The organism is Sphingomonas sp. 320_CC, from assembly GCF_059691795.1.
In genome coordinates this window covers 18034-34869 of sequence record NZ_JCAWAE010000006.1, presented here as the reverse complement: position 1 = coordinate 34869, position 16836 = coordinate 18034, and the positions used below count along the sequence as shown (strand labels likewise).

Here is a 16836-nt window from a genome sequence, read left to right as displayed (position 1 = left end):
TTGACGTCGATGCTGATTAGTATTTTAATCAAACATGCCCACTTCCCTTTTCGCCAACAGACAGAGGCGCTTAACTTTTGATATGCCCCTCTGTCCGCCGTTGGATCACGTCACTACGTTAACAGTTCGGCAGGCCGGAAACGCCGGCGTCGATTGCCTCTTTAAGCAGTGCCGCCTCAGCGCGACGCCTGGTGGAATAGTCGTCGCCAAAGTTCATCAGATTGTTATAGGCCGCATTCCAGTCACCACGCGTAATCTGACCCCAGAAATCTGGCGTTGCGCTCGCAAGGTTGGTTCCGTACTGATGAGCAACATCAAATACGGCAACCTGAATATTAAGTGGTAGGTTAGCAAATTGATGACCGGAGTCCCGGTCGAAGTTCGCAACCACCGCTTCTTGCATGATTTCACGGACGCCCATATCCAGAGCGTTAGCAAAGCCGACCGGGACGTTTAGAGGTCGTGCACTCAGCATATCTTTCGCGGCTTGCCCCTTGAGGCCCATATAGGGCTGCAGAGTATTAACGGTCTGATAGTTGGCACTTCGAGCACGCTCAAAGTTGGGGTAGGCGTTGTTCACAGGATAATGGCTGTATGTCTTGTCAATTGCATTGCGAACGTCACTCAACGTGCGCTGCCCAAGATCCACTCCAGTCGCAATTGTCACACCGCTCTGGCCGGCGTTAGGCACGTAGCCAGCCGTTCGCTGCCCGCCCTCGTACTGTGCAGTAAAGAGGTTGTCGGTGGAGAGTACGCCACCGCAAGTACGATTCATTTCCGATGAGGAGCTATCACCCCCACTGCCGCCGCCGGTGTCACCACCGCTGCCGCCGCCGCCGCCGCCGCCGCCGCCGCCTTCGCCAAAATCAGGGTAGTACGGATCTGGATTGCCAATTACCTCAATCGTGTTTCCCGATGCGCCGCCAGCAACGAGGGCAAGTTCGAGACTCGTTAATTCACGCATGACTTATTCCTTGTTCAATGTGTCTGATCAAACGAGAGCGCATGAACTGCGTCCCGCCAGCCTGACCAAAGAACAGATAGGGAACAATATCCTACAGTATTCCTACAAAATTGGTGTCGATCTTACATTGTAGGGAATACATCAGCGCACCCGACCTGCCTTCCCTACCGCACGTCCGATGACGTCGAGAGAACTGAGAGGGCAGTCACGCCAACTCGGGTAAGCAGGGTTATCCGACGAAATCGTAAGCAACCCTGAGCTTGGCATCATTGTAAGCCGCTTTATCATTAGCGCGTCGTCGCGGCGGAGTACGTAGACGCCGTCGTCGCGGCGTGGGTCCCGCTGCAACTCGTCCACTAGCGCGTTGTCGCCATCGGCGAGCGTCGGTGCCATCGAATCACCCCTGACGCGGATGATCGATAGATCGCTCGACGTCGCGCTTGTAAGTTGGCGCAACCAGCGCCGCGAGAAGGTAAAATGCCCGATCGAGGTCTCTTGGTCGACCAACAAGCCCGAACCCGCAGAGGCTTCTACGGCCAGGCGACGAACATGAACAAGGTCGAGATCGCCCGCAGTCCCATTACCAGATCCGCCAAGATCGCGTTCGTCGCAACCAAGCATGGTTGCGATTATTTGTCGGTCTTTATCTTCTAAGCGCACGGGCGATCCCCGGACGACGAACTGCTGGATATAAGCAGCATTGCGTCCGATTGCGCGTGAGAGAGCGGCGTAAGAGTACCCACGCTCCTTCCGAAGCCGGTCTAGATTCGCGCGGATGGCGGTAGGATCGAGCATGACGATTGTAGGAATAGCGTAAGAATCTATCTGGACAAGTAGGAAATTGAACGAGAACATAGGGAGAACAGAATCGCTGGAGGTTTTCCTATGCTGTTGTTGCTACGTATTGACCGCTATTTGAGAGGTCGCCGTATGGCACCGACCCGCTTTGGGCGTGAGGCGGTCGGCGACCCTAACCTCGTACTCGAGCTTCGCGATGGCCGGCAGCTCCGAACACGGACCGCCAAGCGAATTGAGGCTGCGCTTGACCGTATGGAAGCTGAGCTGCTGGCAGATGATCGCGCTAGAGAAACACGGCCGTGAGCTGGGCAGGCGCAACGGCCCGCTGGCCGACCATCGTCACTATGGATGCTGGCATAGAAGTAAGTCACATGATGCGGACCGGAGGGTCGCCGTGAGTGATCGCCAGACCCTAACCGCGTTTTGCGTTCTAATCAGCGCGATCTGCTACCTTGCAACGGTCGCTGCGGTGCTCGCTTGGGCGGGCAAGTATGTCGAAGCACTAGGCTTCGGTGGCCTTACCACCGGTCTAGTTGGTGTCTTGGGCTCCTTCCGACCAAAAAACCTTATGCTTGCCCGCAGACATCGACATATTGCAGCGTCAGACATAATTGTGGAAAAAGAGAACATTCATGACGATTAAATGGAAAAAACTGCTACGTATAGTTGGAAGCGTTGCCATTGTAACTCCCGATATAATTAGAAAAATCAGGAATTTGACGAAAGATAGAAACGAAGAATCTAGAGCTAATTCTGGCTTAACGCCATCCAATGAGGAAGGTTATCTATTCGGAAGAGATAGATAGATAAATTGATCTATGATGTTCGATATGAACAAATGTACTGCGGAGAGTGCTAATGGATATTAAAGTTCTATGTATAATTGATTAAAGCATTATGGCTAAGATACGCCATTTCTGCAATTTTTCCCTTATCAATTTTCTCCAAACGACTGGAGGATGACGAAGAAGCGGGAAGAGGCTGCGTCGCGAAAGTGCTGAATTTCGGACGTCGCGTATGTTTCGGCTTTTGCGACAACAGACATGTTCAAACCCGACGGTGGCAGATGTCATTGCGAGGGCCACAGCCCGCGCGTCGGCAACCGCAAATTAGCGGTTTTTAGTTACGACTGCGTGCAATGGGTAAGGTAGAGAAGAGAGGGTTACGCACCCTTCTTGGCGTCACTGCGCTAGCATCGGCTGCGCTTGCGTTGCCGTGGCTAGTGGTCATCGGCTTTTTCATTCTCATAATACCGGGGCTCGTTCTGGCGGTTGCGCCGGCAGGCGCGCTCTATGGCTGGCTCTTTGCCGTGCCATATATCGCGCTACGTAGCTTCGGCTTGGGGTCGTGGAAGGCCGCGCCCGTGGCGTTTCTGCTACCTCTCGCCTTCGGCTGGGGAGGAGCGGCGCAGATTAACGCGGGGACGCGGGCAAATCTCGCCGCTGCCGTGGCAACCGATGTCCATGCCGCGCAGCCGCTTCCCATTGGCGGTACCGTAGCGTTGGTACGAGACAAAAGCACGGGTGGGTGGCACCAAGGTGACAACAGCTGCGACGACCTGTGCCTACGTCTGCTCTACAACAACAACGCGAAGAACGTGTATGTCGGTCAGCTCGGGCTACCGGGTGTGGCTTATACGGTTGAACGACGCGCCGTGTGCCAGCACTTTGCCTATACGGCCGACGCGGAGAAATGGCACCGATGGCCGAGCCCCGCGTCGGTTACGAACGGCGTCAATTTCGCGCCGAAGCTCGGCCTTAAGGAAGTCGTCGAAGCGCGGGTCGCGGGCGGCGACTGCCTCGTGCGCTTCAGCGGGCGCATTCGCCCCGATTGGATGATCGAACGCGTCGCGTTTCCGCGCGACAATTCCCGCAAAGATTGGTCGGTGGAGGCCGGGGGGGCACAGGGCGAGCGCATTACAGTATACCGACGCACGGATGCTGGGATGCTACTGATTGGCCGCTTCACCAATGCCTACGCTGCGATGCTATCGGTGCCGTTGATGCCAAGCATGGTTGGGGGATTGGAGAATGCACGCTGGGCCTGGGGTCGTACAACTGTCGGCCAAAGCCGCTGGGACTGGGACAGTGTCAGCGCATTGCGCAGCCTGGTCACCTTCAATGTCGACATGCCGCGCGGCACGTCTCCAGCGCGGATGCGTGAGCTCCTAACCACTGCACTCGGCGACCCTCGCCGGGGGCGCGATGATGCAGGGCTCCTGCTGGCAAACTCGGTCGTAGTCGACATTGTGCAGAACGGTGCCCAAGCGGGTGACGCTGAACTGCTGGCCCGCGCTGTCTACGATCCACGTTTCGCCGCAATCGATTTCAGCTCGGGACTTGCGAAGAAGCTCCGTGACGAGTTTCCACAAGTTGGAAGGGCTGCGCTCAGTCGTCTGGTAGAACGATCAAACACGGATGATGGCGGTGCCGTTCGCGCCTTGAGTGCGCTGGTCACGAACTTGCCCGATCATTCTTTCGCCCCGCCGCCTGCTCGCGTGGTCGAGGCGCTGCGTAATCCCGAGCGCGCAGACCGGCTACAAATCGTCATCAAAAAGATTGCCCTAATGGGCGATGCGGCGGTGCCAATACTCGCCCAGGTTGTCGAGGCCGGAGCTCGCCGCGCATCGGCGCTCTGAGCAGCCCCCACCGGGTGGTCCGGGTAGTTAGTTAGTGCATTGTCGTCTCTGCCGCCATTGCCGGGCGTAGGTGGAGCGAAGCGGAACCGGAGGCCGGCAATGGCGGGGTCGCCGCTGCTGGCGCCGGTGGGCGGTAGCTTAGGCTGCTGTGTGGTCGGACGGTGTTATAGTGACGCCGCCATGCCTCGATCAGCACCTTTGCCTCGGCGAGGCTGTAGAAGATCTCGCCGTTGAGCAGCTCGTCGCGAAGCGAACCGTTGAAGCTCTCGTTGTAACCGTTCTCCCAGGGCGAGCCCGGTGCAATGTACAGCGTCTTCACGCCGACCTGCCCAAGCCATTTCTGGACCGCGGTAGCGATGAACTCGCTGCCATTGTCCGATCTGATATGCGCTGGCGGACCTCGCGCGATGAACAGCTCAGCAAGCGCCCCCAGCACGTCTTCGTGTTTCAACTGACGTGCGACGATCAGCGCCAGGCACTCCCTGCTGGCCTCGTCGATGATCGTGAGGATCCGGAACTTGCGCCCGTCGTGCGTTCGCGCTTCGACAAAGTCGTAAGCCCAGACATGCCCCGGATACGCCGGTCGCAGCCGAATGCACGAGCCGTCGTTCAACCACAGCCGGCCACGTTTAGGTTGCTTCTGTGGCACCTTCAGCCCCTCACGACGCCAGATGCGTTCGACACGCTTGTGGTTCACCGACCACCCAGCGGCATGCAACAGCGCGGTCACCCGACGATAACCGTAGCGCCCATATTGCCCGGCCAGCTCGATGATGTCCTCGGTCAGCGCCTGTTCGTCGTCTGCCCCGCACGGCACTTTACGCTGCGTCGACCGGTGCTGACCGAGTACGCGGCACACCCGCCGCTCGGATACGTCCAGCACCTCTTTTACCTGGTCAATGCAGCGTCGGCGCCGCGCGGGGCTCAGAAGTTTCCCCGTGCTGCCTCCTGCAGGATCAGCTTGTCCAGCGTCAGGTCGGAGATCGCACGCCGCAGCCGCAGATTCTCCTTCTCCAGATCCTTCATCCGTCGAGCCTGATCTGTCTTCAGACCACCATATTCCTTGCGCCAGCGGTAGTAGGTCTGCTCGCTGACCGCGATCCGCCGGCAGGCCTCGGCGGTCGTCCCACCCTGGCCCAGCACGATTTCAACTTCACGCAGCTTCCCGATGATCTCCTCGGGCTTGTGCTTCTTGGCAGGCATTCGTCTTCCCTCCTTGATCCAGACTCTCATAGTCGATGGACCACTCAGAAGGGGGCAGCTCACGACTGGTGATGTTCCCTTACTCCGGTCATCAGTTCAACACGGCGTTCAACAGCATCACGAACCAAACCGTAATCCAAGTCGTCGCCCGCTTCCTTACCGATGACAATGTAGGGTCTAATTCACGCGTCGCACTGCCGTCGTAAACAATTGCCAGTCGTCCCATCAAGAGCCGGTATAAAGCATCACATACTCGTCACGCGCAGGAAAACCACGTTTTCAGGGGTATACCCTGAGTGAGCATGTGGTCTGAACATAAATCCCGTTCAAACAGGGTCGGTAACAGCGAAATCAAACACCTCATTCACTAGGTCTAGACCCTGCTTGTACACATAGGATGCGTCTGGCTTACCGGCGTGGATCGCGGGGTCGGCCTATGCCTCTAGAGGGTAATCGTGGGATTCGTAGTCGATGGCATGAGCGACAGCACGCATTGCATGTTTGACGCTCGGTTCGCAGCTGCCATTAGATCAATGTCAGTCAGATCGCGGCAATCGATCCACCATTTGGCGTCAGTGACCCGAAGGCACGCGTTACAGTCGCCGTCGCTGTTTGAGTTGGTTAGCGCTGCGAGCCGCTTGGCCCTTATCGTCGACGCCCAGCTGATTTGCCGGTCGGTTCCAGTCAGCAGCGGAAGATTGAGATGGGAGATAGCCGCGCTGCTCAAGGCTGCCGCGGCGACCTCCTCTGCTCGCTTTTCCGCAACGAAGCAGTCTCTACAACTCGTCGTCTTCAACCACTTAGCTTTGCGTTCCTTCTGGCTGTCGTAGCCTGTGAGATAATGGCCCTGCTCATGACCGCAGGCGTGAATGATCTGCTGTTCCATGGCTAGGATGATGGCTGTTCGCGGTTTGTGCGCAACGACAATGAGTCAGGTTGAATCAAAATTGCGCCCAGTGGCTGACGACTGAGCCAGACGCATTCTCGACCGGCTAAGCTGGCGCAACGCCGTCCGCGTTTACGAGATCTGGGCCAACCAATGTGCCAATGAGCCGGACGCGCTTTTCTACCATATCTACGGGGGTGCGATGCAATTCTAGCTCGTAGCGGCCACCGACATCGCGGCGAAGATAGAAGGCTCCGCCATCGCGGACCAAGGTGCCTATCTCATTGATCCGGGTTCCAATCGCTACCATCGCTGCGCCGTCCCTACATCATGATCGTGAAAAGTTGCGAAAGATCGTTGGGTGTAACCGATGTGCCTCGGTAGGCCCCCGATTCCGCTAATCCGTTCCCAAGCGGTCTTCAAAGACTAATATTCCGCCGCGCCATTTCAACGAATGCCATATCCCCGATTGGTGAGCGGGGCTCGGCTTTGAAGATGTCAGCCAAATCGAGCAGATCCTCGTTGGAAAGGTCCGCGATCGAGGCTTCGATCTCGGCAAAGCGCCGCACGGCGTGATCGCCGCGATCGGCGACCCGCTTCATTCTTGTCTTGAGCATGTCGCCTTTTATCATAAACGCCGCGGGGGCGGCAGGGGCAATTATGGCCGTTGGCTGAGGTCATTCGGCTAAATGCACGCTATCTGCAGGTGAAAAACGTCTTCAATGGAGGAACGCACCGCGTTCTGGCGACGGATCCCGAAGCGGCGGGAACGTATAGTTTTGACTATAAATGGCGTAATTAGAGTGCATGCGGACTGTCTGCATTTACGGCAAAACTGGTGGAAAGCTGCCCGTCCGTTATCGGGCGGCGATCGCCGGTAAGCAGCCGTTTGTTCACGTAGCAGAGCGAGGCTGAGAGGCCGCGAGTGATGGATTGCTTGATGGTCGTATTGCTCCGAACAGGCTGGATCCCCCTGGTGACACGACGCGCTTGACTAACTACGGGTAACCCGTACATGTTCTGGTATGCAGTGCGTCATCGAAACCAATGCCTACCTTGCGGCGGCGAAGGACGTTGGCATGAGTGCCTAGGAGCAGCAGATGGTGGTCGACCTGATCGCTGCCAATCCGGAAGCCGGTGAAATCATGCCGGGGTGCGGCGGGGTTCGGAAGTTACGGGTAGCGCGGCCGGGCCGCGGTAAGTCTGGCGGGTATCGGGTCATCACCTATTATGCGGGCATTGATGTGCCGACGTTCCTGCTAACCGTGTTCGGAAAAAACGAAAAGGCCAATCTTGCCAAGGGTGAGCGAAATGCCCTTGCCGCTTTCACCAAGACGCTGACCGACAGCCTTAGGAGGGAAAAATGAAGAGTGCCTTCGACAAGATTGCAGCAAGCCTTAGTGATGCTATCGCCCATGCCAATGGGGAAACGGGCCACGGGAGGGTAGCGGCACCGATCGATGTGGCGGCGATCCGCAAGCGTACGGGCAAGACACAGGATCAGTTTGCCCGCGCATACCATCTCCCACTTGGTACAGTGCGTGACTGGGAGCAGAGCCGCAGCCAGCCAGACGCGCCGGCGCGTGTTCTATTGGCACTGATCAAAGCCGAGCCAGACACCATCGAGCAACTCGTTCAGCGGGCTTAGCGTCCTGCACAAGAACGCGCTCGAGATAATGGTTGCCAGCAGTACGGCAAAGTGGCGGCAGCGTTCGACACGTGGGCCAGAAGTTACCGAGAGAGTCCTATGCTACGCCTAATCCACACCGCAGACTGGCAGCTGGGCAAGCCGTACGGTCGCTTCGACAGCGAAGTCCGCGCAGCGCTCAGCGAAGCGCGCTTCGACGCGATCGATGCGATCGGCAAGGCCGCGGTCGAGCATAACGCGGCGCATATCCTGGTCGCTGGCGACGTCTTCGATACCGAGGGTCCAGAAGATCGTGTAATCGTGCAGGCAGTGTCGCGGATGCAGCGATATGCCTGCACGTGGTGGCTGCTCCCTGGCAATCACGACTTCGCCCGCAACAGCGGTCTTTGGGACCGTGTCCGCGCCAAAGGGGCGGCGAACATCCGCGTCATCACTGAACCCGAGCCGTGCGAGTTGGAACCTGGACACTGGCTTCTGCCGGCACCACTCACGCACCGGCACAACCTCGATGATCCAACGGCCTTGTTCGACACGATGGAGACGCCGGGCGCGACACTGCGCATTGGCCTGGCCCATGGTTCGATCCGTGACTTTTCGTCCCGTGGTGAGGCGCAAAACCAGATTGCCCCCGACCGCGCTCAACGTTCCAGCCTGGACTATCTTGCACTCGGCGACTGGCACGGAGCGCTGCGGGTCGATGCGCGAACCTGGTATTCCGGCACACCGGAAACAGATCGCTTTCAGCGAGATGAACCGGGATATGCGCTGCTCGTAACACTTGAGCCAGGCGTGGAGCCGGTTGTGTCACCGATCCGCACGGGCAGGTTCCAGTGGCTGATGCGGGAGTGGACAATCCCGGACGCTGACGGCTTCGTAGCCGAGTGCGACCGGCTGCTCGGCCCGATCGAACCGTCGGCAACGCTCCTGCAGCTGTCGCTGGCCGGCATCGTCAGCCTGTCCGACCGGATCACGATCCTTGGCAAGCTCGACAACGACCTGCGCCATCGCCTGCGCCATCTGGCGGTTGCGGCAGACGATCTGGTCGGTCACCCAAGCGAGCAGGATCTGGCCGATCTGCAGGTGGAGGGCATGATCGGAACGGCTGCCGCGAAGCTGATGAGCATGATCGAGGCTGGCGGTAACGACGGCGTCACGGCCAAGCGGGCGCTCGAGCGTCTGTTCGTGGAATATCAGCGCGGACAGGATGCAGCATGAGCCTCAAGATCCGACGCATCGCGCTGGCCAACTTCCGCAAGTTCCGTGATCCATTCGTTCTCGATGGGCTCACCGACGGCTTGAACGTCATCATCGAGCCCAACGAGACTGGTAAGTCGACATTGCTGGAAGCCATGCGCGCGGCCTTCTTCATTCGGCACAACACAGCCAACCGCCTAGCGCGCAGCTATGCGCCGCACGGCGAGGCCGTCGCCCCGCAGATCGAGATCGGCTTCGAGGCGCAAGGCGAGGACTGGCAGGTCAACAAGCGCTTCCTGAAAGGTGCGTCGGTCGAGGTGCGTGGGCCAAACGGCCGTGCACAAGGCGAAGATGCTGAATCTCAGCTGCAGGCATTGCTCGGTGCACGCCGTGACACGAGCCAAGCCGGCGACGCGGCCGCCCACGGTGCGCTGGGGCTGCTTTGGGTAGGGCAGGCGCAGGCGCTCGAAGTCACCGCCCCGGGCGACATCGTCCGCGACAGCGTGCGTGCGACGCTAGAGGCTGAGGTTGGCACGATCATGGGCGGCGCAGCCTACCAGCGTGTCCGGCCCCGGATCGACAGCCAGTTCGCAGACTATTGGACCACTACCGGCCGGCCTAGCGGTCGCCAAACGACAGCTCGTACCGAGCATGACGCTGCCGAGAGCGTTGCGACCGAGGCGGCCGCCCGGCTCGCCGCCCTTGAACAAGGGTTCTCCGACCTCGAGGCCGCTCGGGCCAGGCTGAAAGTGTTAGACCGTGATCTTGCCGATACGACGGACGCAGATCGGCGAAAGGTTCTGGTCGGTCAAATCGACGTGGCACGATCCGCGGCGCAGTTGCGCGATACCAGGCGGGCCGAGCAAGGCCGCCTTGCTGATCAGGTCAGGGGACTTGAGGATCTCACCGCGCGTCTCGCCGATGCTCGGAAGGCTGTCAGTGACACGGCCGCAGCACTTGGCAAGGCGCGTGAGAAACGATCCGGCCTGGAAGAAGAATTGACCAGCACGCGTGAGCGAGCGGGTACGGCGCGTGACCGGCTGGCTACCGCCCGCGACAACCGGCGCAAGGCGCACGCGGTGCTCGAGGGTGCCACGAAGTTGGTTGCCGCACGAGCACGTCGCGTCGAGATCGCCCGGGTACGCCAGTGGCACGCCGAACTGCTTCCCCTCGAAGCCGAACTGGACGCAGCGCGTGAACTTGGTACGACCGTGATCCCCTCCAGCGTCATCAAGACGCTGGAGGAACGCGAACGTGCTGTCGACAAGGCACGCGCGGCCGTCGAGGCCGGTGCGACCCGGGTCGAGTTCGCGGGCGATGTAAGCGGCGTTCGGATCGATGGAATGCCGGTCGAGCGCGGTGACCAGACGCTATCGCGTGAGACGCGCATCCAGCTTGGCGGCGCCGAGTTGATCATCCGACCGCCAGCGGGGCTGCAAAGCGCCGAAACGGCGCTCGCCAACGCCCGAGATGATCTGGGCGCCGCGTTGGCCGACCACGGGGTGACGAGTGTCGCCGACGCGCGGTCACGTAATGAGGTCGCACGCGATGCTGTTGCCAACGTGCGGACGCTTGAAGCGCGGATATCTGGAATCACGCCGGCCGTGGCGTTGCTTGGTCTCGACGCCGGTGCTTCGGCCCTGAAGACCTTCACAGCAGGACTGCCAGATAGCGCGGAAGGGGAGGGCAGTGAGGAGGGACCGGACGTCAACGCTTTGACCGTGATCGTGGCAGAGGCGGACTCAGCTCTCGCAAGGGCGGAGGGTGTCGATGAGGCGGCGTCGGCGCAACTGCGCGACTTGGAAGCGCGCAATGCGCCGCTGATGGTCCAGGCGGCTGGCGCCGAGCGTGATGCTGCCAACGCCATAGCGCAGCTCGCTACTTTGGAAGGCAAGCCTGAGGTAGGTCGCCTGGATGAGGCTCTGCTAGAGGCGCGTCAGCGGGAAGCGGCAGCGCTGGTTAGCCTGCAGGACTCCGAACGTGCTGCGACGGCGCATGATGTGGCGGCAATCGAGTGCCAGATCGCAGTGTTGGACAAACGTGTCGAGGTCGCCAGGACGCAGCGCATCGATCTGGAGAAGGTGGTCGCCGGGCTCGAGGCGCGGATCGAGGCGGAAGGCGGCAAGGGGCTGGCGGACCGCGCTGCTGCTGCGCGAGAAGAAGCGGATGCCGCGGCCGCCAACCTGGCGCGCGTGACGCAGGAGGCGGAAACGCTGAAGCTGCTTCGCAACACGCTGGAAGGGGCGCGAGCAGAAACCTCACGGACGTTCGTCGGGCCGGTTGCGCGGCGTGCGCGTCGGCACATCGAACGGCTACTGCCTGGTTGCGATCCGAGCTTTGGAGATGATCTGGGCCTGACGTCGATCACGCGTGGTGGTCTGGGCGAGATTTGCGACGATCTCTCGCGAGGAACACAGGAGCAGCTGGCTGTGCTCACTCGGCTAGCTTTCGCTGACATGCTACTCGAGCAAGGTGTGCCGGTGTCGCTGATCCTGGACGACCCGCTCGTCTATTCGGACGATACCCGCTTAGATCTGATGACCGAGATCCTGACTGACGCCGCCACGCGAATGCAGGTCATTCTGCTGACCTGCCGTGATCGCGCGTTCCGTCACCTTGGCAATCGGATCAACCTGATCGGAGTGCAAAGAGAATAACGGGTGGAAGCCCGATGGTGGGGTCGTCACTCCGATGAGATGTCTGTAGGCCGGCCTTACCGTATCGCGGGCCGCTGGGTATCCTTGGCGAAGCACGGCCAAGGATCTTATACTTAAGCGTTGCGAAGCCGGTCACATAGCGGGCGGCGGGAACAGGGTAGCGCCCTCGGTGAACTCGACCCGGTGGCACTTTACCGTCACAGGGTAGGGTGCAGATATCGCACAGGGCTGACTTTCTCCAAGAGCGACGCCACGTGCAAGATCGTGGACTCGGCAAGCCAGCTACCGACGACCTGTACGTTGATTGGCAGGCCTTCCTTGCTCGTGCCAAAGCGCATAGAGATCCCAGGTAGTCCGGTAACGTTGAGAGGCACAGTTGCACCCTGAAGATAGGTGGCATCGACGGTCTGCCCGTCGATGACGAACTTTTCGACGCCGTGCTTGTGTGCCGGGATCGGAAGCACATGCGTGATGAGCGCGTCGAAGCCACGGAAGTATTCCGCATAGCCATCACGGATGCGCTCAGCAGCCTGCTCGGCATTGATGAAATCAGTCATCGAGGTGTCGGGCAGGGACAACATCGTCTTGGCCATCTTGTACATTTGATCTTCGTGACCGGCGGTCGCCTCGCGGAAGGCAGGCTTCATCTCCATGACGTGGAGCCGGTTGAAGACGTCCAGCGCGAAGTCCCGCTCCAGTGCGGGGATGCCGACCTGCTCAACATGGATGCCGAGATTTTTCAGCGCTTCCGCTGCGGCTTTAACCGTAGCAGTTACTTCGGCATCAACTGGACCAAAACCTGGGCCGACCATCCAGCCAACGCGCAGCGGGCGATCAGGCTGGCGCCCGATGCCGGCATCGAACTGCACGATGCTGGTCGCGAAGGCGTCATGGCCGTCGGGACCTGCGAGCTGTGCGAAGGCAAGGGCGATGTCACGTACTGACCGCGCCATCGGGCCTACATGCCAGAAGCGGCGGGGCGCACGTGGCCAGATACCGGTCATCGGCACCCGGCCATGCGTCGCTTTCATCGAGGTGATGCCGGTCTGTGCAGCCGGACCGCGAACGGAGATTGCGAGATCGGTGCCAAGGCCGATCGGCGACATGCCAGCTGCAATAGCGGCGGACTCGCCTCCACTCGATCCGCCCGGCGTGCGGGTCACGTCCCACGGATTGTTCGATCGGCCGGAGAGTAGGTTGTCGCTCTCGATCCAATAGGAGAACTCGGGCAGGTTGGTCTTGCCGAGCACGATTCCGCCGGCGGCCTTCATGCGTGCAACGCTGGTTGCGTCAGTATCAGGAAGCCGACCCTTGAAGATCGGCGAACCTCGCTGCGTTAACACACCCGCCGTGTCGATCGAGTCCTTCACGGTAAACGGCACGCCGTGCAGCGGACCGATATCATCACCCGCCAACACCGCCTTCTCTGCTGCCTTTGCTGCCGCAATGGCGTCATCGGCAATCGTCACAATGGCGTTGATTGCTGGGTTGGTAGCGTCGATCCTGTCGAGGTGTTTCTGCACCACCTCCACGGGCGACACCGCCTTTGTACGGATCAGCTCGGCAAGTTTGGTTGCGTCGGAAAAGATGATGTTGTCTGTCATGCACGCCTCCTATCTAACGTTCGTTAGGCTACGGTTCCTGAGCCTTCACAATGAGCGTGTCAACGACTAACTAACGATCGTTAGACTTGGTATGGAGCGGAGGCGATGGCGGCGACGTGCGTGAAGGAAGTGATCCTCCTGGAAGCCCGGCGGATCGCGCAGGCGCATGGCTACAGCGGCATGAATTTTCGTGAGTTGGCCGACCGCGTCGGCATCAAGCCGGCGAGCATCTACCATCATTTCGCCAGTAAGGCCGACTTGGGGGCTGCTGTCGCCAAGCGCTACTGGGAGGATGCTGCAGCCAATCTTGAGGTCATCCACGCTGAGGAGGAAGACCCCAAAGCATCGTTGCAGCGATACCCAGAGGTGTTTCGTCGGTCGCTAGAGAGCGGGAACCGACTGTGCCTTGGCAGCTTCATGTCGGCGGAGCATGACGATCTGCCAGAGGTTGTCATGAAGGAGGTCCACGCCTTTACCGACGTCAACGTTGCCTGGCTCAGCCGTATGCTTGTGTCCGCCAAGATCGCCAGCTCGACCGTAGCGGCCGAAGCGCGGGCACGTGCCATTTTCGCGTCGATCACGGGCGCGCAGCTAATGGCCAGAAGCCGATCCGAAATTGGCGTGTTCGATAGCCTGGTCGGCGCCTACCGGGAGGCAGGTCTTCTACCCGCGTGACGTCGTGGCCTGCTGCCGTGATGGAACGCCAAACAGTATTGGGCGCCATGCGGGTCGTCGGAGGGCATTGGCTCCCCGCCGACCCACTGTCGTCAGGTCCTCAGCTCAGGCGCGAGCGTCGAGTTCCGGAACACCACTCTTACCATCGGCATAAGCGGCCAGGAAGGTCGGCCGGGTTTGCCAGCGCCGCCAGAACGCGTCGATAAACTCGAAGCGTTCATCTAGCGGGGTGGCGTTGACCGGGAACTTCGAGAAGGCAATCGCCGTCGCCAACGTGATGTCCGAGAACGTCGGCTCGTCTCCGCTCAGCAGCCAGGGGCGCCCGTCCGAGAGGTGTCGGTCGACCAGCGCCGCATGCGCCAGCGCCACCTTGCGCGAATGCTCGCCCCAGGCGGGGTTGTGCGTCAGCTCCAACTTGGGACCGAGACCCTGGTGAAGCACATGGAATGCCGTGACGATCGGGTAGAGGATGTGCACCCAGACCCGGTTGTCCCACATCTGGTCGAGCCCACGCTCGTGGGCCGTTTCGCCCATGACCTTGCGGCCCTCGAAGCTGTCGTCGAGGTAGCGTGCGATGGCGGAGGTTTCGCTCAGAAACGTGCCGTCGGCCAGCGCCAGCGTCGGCGTCTCGCCCCAGGGATTCATCTTTAGGTGTGGCCACCCGCGCTGCTCGCCGACGGGCGACATGTCGTACACCGTCTCGGCGAAGCGGTCGGCGATGCCCTTCTCATGCATGAAGATGCGTAGCCGCTGTGGATTGGGGAAGGCTGAGGGAGAGGTGAAGAGCGTCAGCTTGTCGGCCATCAGATGTCTCGCTTATTTCGTACCAGTCACCTGCCTGTAAGATGACAGGCAGGTGACTGCGCTCTGCATCTTGCGTTGTCAACCCCTGCCTGCCATATGGCAGGTGGAGGTTCGACAATGGCGACGATCAAGGAAAATGCTCGGGAAGCGATCCTGCTGGCGGCGCGCGAGGCGGCTATGGCTCGCGGCTATGGCGGTATCAATTTTCGCGACCTAGCGACGAAGGTTGGCATCAAGGCGGCCAGCATCAACTATTACTTCGCCAACAAGGCGCTGCTCGGCGAGGCGGTCGCCCGTCGCTATTGGGAGGACATTGCCCGTGATCTCGAGGCGATTTCGACGAGGGCCAATTCGCCCGCGGAAGCGCTGCGGCAATACCCTGGCATCTTTCGGGCATCGCTGGAGCGCGGCAACCGAATGTGCCTGAGCAGCTTCATGGCGGCGGAGCATGACGAGCTCCCCGCGCCGGTCCTAAAGGAGGTCCAGGCCTTCGCCGACGTCAATGTCGCATGGCTGAGCCGTCAGCTGGCCGCCGCAGGATTGGGGGATGCTAACAGCGTGGGTGCCAGAGCACGTGCGATCTACGGTGCGGTCGCCGGCGCCCAGATCCTGGCACGAAGCAGATCTGACGTGGCCATCTTTGATGCCCTGATTGAAAGCTACCGTCAGGCCGGGCCGCTTCCGAACTAGCGGATTTCCGAGGCTCGACACGCCGACGACAGGGATCCGGCTTTAACTGGAAGTGCGGTCACTCCCGTTGTGTGGCGGCTGCTCGGTCACACCTTACCCAGCGGATTAGTTCGATGTGTAATTCATACACAACGCTTGTGTGATCAGTTAGCCTTGTGTATTGAATACACATCGGAGGGCGAGCTATGCGAAGCGCCGAAGTCATTAAGTTGATCAAGAAGGCCGGGTGGTCGGAAGTCCGCCAGTCCGGATCGCATAAGCAGTTCCGCCACCCGACGTTGCCCGGCACCGTAACGGTCCCCCATCCAAAATCAGAGATGGCGATCGGAACGTTAAAGAGCATCGAAACCCAAAGCGGGATGAGGCTCAGGTGAGCCTCACCCCGTCGTGACACTCCTTGAAAGGATCCTGCGTCATGGCCACCGTCTACTATCCCGCCGTCATCGAACGAGCCGATGATGGGTTCAGCGTTTTCTTCCCGGACCTCCCCGGATGCACCTCGGCCGGTGCCACCGTTCAGGAAGCAGCGCTTGCTGCCGAGGAAGCGCTTTCCGGGCATCTCGCGGTGTCGATCGAGTACGGCGACGTCATTCCCGCGCCGACCGAGCTCGACATTATTGCGCGCGACCCGGATGTCGATGAGGTGGCGAGGATCCTGGTGCGCGGCGAACGCCCCGGCCGGGCGGTACGCGTCCAAGTATCGATCGACGAGGGGCTATTGGCCCGCATTGATCGCGTGGCGAAGAACCGGTCGGGCTTTCTTGCCGAAGCTGCCAAAGCGAAACTGGCAGCGATGGCATAAGGCGGGCATATCGGCCTACTAGCGCAGCTTCCTCGCGCATCGGCAGCGCGAGATGGCGCTGGGGTCCGCTCGATCGTGTGGATCGGTGGCACCTCGCTGGTGCTAGTTTTGGGCTGCCTTATGGGCGGGTTCGTTTTGCTTTTCCGTAGGCGATAAGAGCCGCGCACGACCGAAAGCCGCCAGTCCGCTTTTCCTCCCCGTCAGGACATTCGCGAGCGGATAGCCAGGCTTCAAAATCGGTTTTTTTGCAAAGATGAACCAGCGTCCGAATTC

General features: G+C 60.2%; 17 protein-coding genes. 9 read left to right on the top strand and 8 right to left on the bottom strand.

The window, feature by feature from the left end:
- Positions 1-118 precede the first annotated feature (118 nt).
- Positions 119-964, bottom strand: coding sequence for a pesticin C-terminus-like muramidase (locus AC59GX_RS19490; protein WP_497302366.1), 846 nt, complete (start codon positions 962-964; stop codon positions 119-121).
- A 141-nt stretch (positions 965-1105) separates the two neighbouring features.
- Positions 1106-1759: a S24 family peptidase gene (locus tag AC59GX_RS19485; RefSeq protein ID WP_497302365.1), complete on the bottom strand. Its 654-nt coding sequence runs from the start codon at positions 1757-1759 to the stop codon at positions 1106-1108.
- Positions 1760-2984: 1225 nt separating this feature from the next.
- Between AC59GX_RS19485 and AC59GX_RS19480 the strand changes: the two genes are divergently transcribed.
- On the top strand, positions 2985-4400 hold the full coding sequence (locus tag AC59GX_RS19480) for a hypothetical protein (protein ID WP_497302364.1): 1416 nt from the start codon (positions 2985-2987) through the stop codon (positions 4398-4400).
- 31 nt (positions 4401-4431) lie between these two features.
- Here AC59GX_RS19480 and AC59GX_RS19475 read toward each other — a convergent pair.
- From AC59GX_RS19475 to AC59GX_RS19460, 4 genes are all read right to left on the bottom strand, one after another.
- Positions 4432-5603, bottom strand: a protein-coding gene (locus tag AC59GX_RS19475; protein ID WP_497302363.1) for an IS3 family transposase whose coding sequence is annotated in 2 segments (ribosomal slippage) — positions 4432-5339 and positions 5339-5603 — 1173 coding nt in all. Because the reading frame shifts where the segments join, the coding sequence is not laid out codon by codon here.
- Positions 5604-6045: 442 nt separating this feature from the next.
- Positions 6046-6489 carry a hypothetical protein gene (locus AC59GX_RS19470; RefSeq protein ID WP_497302362.1) on the bottom strand — a complete coding sequence of 148 codons (444 nt, stop codon included), beginning with the start codon at positions 6487-6489 and terminating at the stop codon, positions 6046-6048.
- Positions 6490-6595: 106 nt separating this feature from the next.
- The gene (locus tag AC59GX_RS19465; protein ID WP_497302361.1) at positions 6596-6799 is read right to left on the bottom strand and encodes a DUF5818 domain-containing protein; all 204 of its coding nucleotides are present in this window, start codon (positions 6797-6799) and stop codon (positions 6596-6598) included.
- 109 nt (positions 6800-6908) lie between these two features.
- Positions 6909-7091 carry a hypothetical protein gene (locus AC59GX_RS19460; protein WP_497302360.1) on the bottom strand — a complete coding sequence of 61 codons (183 nt, stop codon included), beginning with the start codon at positions 7089-7091 and terminating at the stop codon, positions 6909-6911.
- A 498-nt stretch (positions 7092-7589) separates the two neighbouring features.
- Between AC59GX_RS19460 and AC59GX_RS19455 the strand changes: the two genes are divergently transcribed.
- The 4 genes from AC59GX_RS19455 (at position 7590) to AC59GX_RS19440 (ending at position 11988) form a co-directional block, all read left to right on the top strand.
- Positions 7590-7856, top strand: coding sequence for a type II toxin-antitoxin system RelE/ParE family toxin (locus tag AC59GX_RS19455; RefSeq protein WP_497302359.1), 267 nt, complete (start codon positions 7590-7592; stop codon positions 7854-7856).
- Positions 7853-8137, top strand: a complete 285-nt coding sequence (locus tag AC59GX_RS19450) for a helix-turn-helix domain-containing protein (protein WP_497302358.1) — start codon at positions 7853-7855, stop codon at positions 8135-8137. The genes AC59GX_RS19455 and AC59GX_RS19450 overlap by 4 nt, the downstream gene beginning before the upstream one ends.
- A gap of 99 nt (positions 8138-8236) precedes the next feature.
- Positions 8237-9352, top strand: a complete 1116-nt coding sequence (locus tag AC59GX_RS19445) for a metallophosphoesterase family protein (protein WP_497302357.1) — start codon at positions 8237-8239, stop codon at positions 9350-9352.
- Complete coding sequence (locus AC59GX_RS19440) at positions 9349-11988, top strand: AAA family ATPase (protein ID WP_497302356.1); 2640 nt, start codon at positions 9349-9351, stop codon at positions 11986-11988. The genes AC59GX_RS19445 and AC59GX_RS19440 overlap by 4 nt, the downstream gene beginning before the upstream one ends.
- 197 nt (positions 11989-12185) lie before the next feature.
- Here AC59GX_RS19440 and AC59GX_RS19435 read toward each other — a convergent pair whose 3' ends face one another.
- On the bottom strand, positions 12186-13592 hold the full coding sequence (locus tag AC59GX_RS19435; protein ID WP_497302355.1) for an amidase: 1407 nt from the start codon (positions 13590-13592) through the stop codon (positions 12186-12188).
- Positions 13593-13697: 105 nt separating this feature from the next.
- Between AC59GX_RS19435 and AC59GX_RS19430 the strand changes: the two genes are divergently transcribed.
- Positions 13698-14267 (top strand): TetR/AcrR family transcriptional regulator, encoded by a 570-nt coding sequence (locus tag AC59GX_RS19430; protein WP_497302353.1) that lies wholly within the window; start codon positions 13698-13700, stop codon positions 14265-14267.
- 105 nt (positions 14268-14372) lie between these two features.
- Here AC59GX_RS19430 and AC59GX_RS19425 read toward each other — a convergent pair whose 3' ends face one another.
- The gene (locus tag AC59GX_RS19425) at positions 14373-15071 is read right to left on the bottom strand and encodes a glutathione S-transferase family protein (RefSeq protein WP_497302352.1); all 699 of its coding nucleotides are present in this window, start codon (positions 15069-15071) and stop codon (positions 14373-14375) included.
- Positions 15072-15188: 117 nt separating this feature from the next.
- Between AC59GX_RS19425 and AC59GX_RS19420 the strand changes: the two genes are divergently transcribed.
- The 3 genes from AC59GX_RS19420 to AC59GX_RS19410 all read left to right on the top strand — a co-directional run bounded on the left by AC59GX_RS19420 (position 15189) and on the right by AC59GX_RS19410 (position 16563).
- Positions 15189-15761 (top strand): TetR/AcrR family transcriptional regulator, encoded by a 573-nt coding sequence (locus AC59GX_RS19420; RefSeq protein WP_497302351.1) that lies wholly within the window; start codon positions 15189-15191, stop codon positions 15759-15761.
- A 185-nt stretch (positions 15762-15946) separates the two neighbouring features.
- Positions 15947-16135, top strand: coding sequence for a type II toxin-antitoxin system HicA family toxin (locus AC59GX_RS19415; protein WP_497302350.1), 189 nt, complete (start codon positions 15947-15949; stop codon positions 16133-16135).
- A 41-nt stretch (positions 16136-16176) separates the two neighbouring features.
- Complete coding sequence (locus AC59GX_RS19410; protein WP_497302349.1) at positions 16177-16563, top strand: type II toxin-antitoxin system HicB family antitoxin; 387 nt, start codon at positions 16177-16179, stop codon at positions 16561-16563.
- Positions 16564-16836: the final 273 nt, after the last annotated feature.

Bases quoted from the DNA above. Each gene is read 5' to 3' on its own strand.
- AC59GX_RS19490 (WP_497302366.1), bottom strand. From the start codon at position 964: ATGCGTGAATTAACGAGTCTCGAACTTGCCCTCGTTGCTGGCGGCGCA.
- AC59GX_RS19485 (WP_497302365.1), bottom strand. From the start codon at position 1,759: ATGCTCGATCCTACCGCCATCCGCGCGAATCTAGACCGGCTTCGGAAG.
- AC59GX_RS19470 (WP_497302362.1), bottom strand. From the start codon at position 6,489: ATGGAACAGCAGATCATTCACGCCTGCGGTCATGAGCAGGGCCATTAT.
- AC59GX_RS19465 (WP_497302361.1), bottom strand. From the start codon at position 6,799: ATGGTAGCGATTGGAACCCGGATCAATGAGATAGGCACCTTGGTCCGC.
- AC59GX_RS19460 (WP_497302360.1), bottom strand. From the start codon at position 7,091: ATGAAGCGGGTCGCCGATCGCGGCGATCACGCCGTGCGGCGCTTTGCC.
- AC59GX_RS19455 (WP_497302359.1), top strand. From the start codon at position 7,590: ATGGTGGTCGACCTGATCGCTGCCAATCCGGAAGCCGGTGAAATCATG.
- AC59GX_RS19450 (WP_497302358.1), top strand. From the start codon at position 7,853: ATGAAGAGTGCCTTCGACAAGATTGCAGCAAGCCTTAGTGATGCTATC.
- AC59GX_RS19445 (WP_497302357.1), top strand. From the start codon at position 8,237: ATGCTACGCCTAATCCACACCGCAGACTGGCAGCTGGGCAAGCCGTAC.
- AC59GX_RS19440 (WP_497302356.1), top strand. From the start codon at position 9,349: ATGAGCCTCAAGATCCGACGCATCGCGCTGGCCAACTTCCGCAAGTTC.
- AC59GX_RS19435 (WP_497302355.1), bottom strand. From the start codon at position 13,592: ATGACAGACAACATCATCTTTTCCGACGCAACCAAACTTGCCGAGCTG.
- AC59GX_RS19430 (WP_497302353.1), top strand. From the start codon at position 13,698: ATGGCGGCGACGTGCGTGAAGGAAGTGATCCTCCTGGAAGCCCGGCGG.
- AC59GX_RS19425 (WP_497302352.1), bottom strand. From the start codon at position 15,071: ATGGCCGACAAGCTGACGCTCTTCACCTCTCCCTCAGCCTTCCCCAAT.
- AC59GX_RS19420 (WP_497302351.1), top strand. From the start codon at position 15,189: ATGGCGACGATCAAGGAAAATGCTCGGGAAGCGATCCTGCTGGCGGCG.
- AC59GX_RS19415 (WP_497302350.1), top strand. From the start codon at position 15,947: ATGCGAAGCGCCGAAGTCATTAAGTTGATCAAGAAGGCCGGGTGGTCG.
- AC59GX_RS19410 (WP_497302349.1), top strand. From the start codon at position 16,177: ATGGCCACCGTCTACTATCCCGCCGTCATCGAACGAGCCGATGATGGG.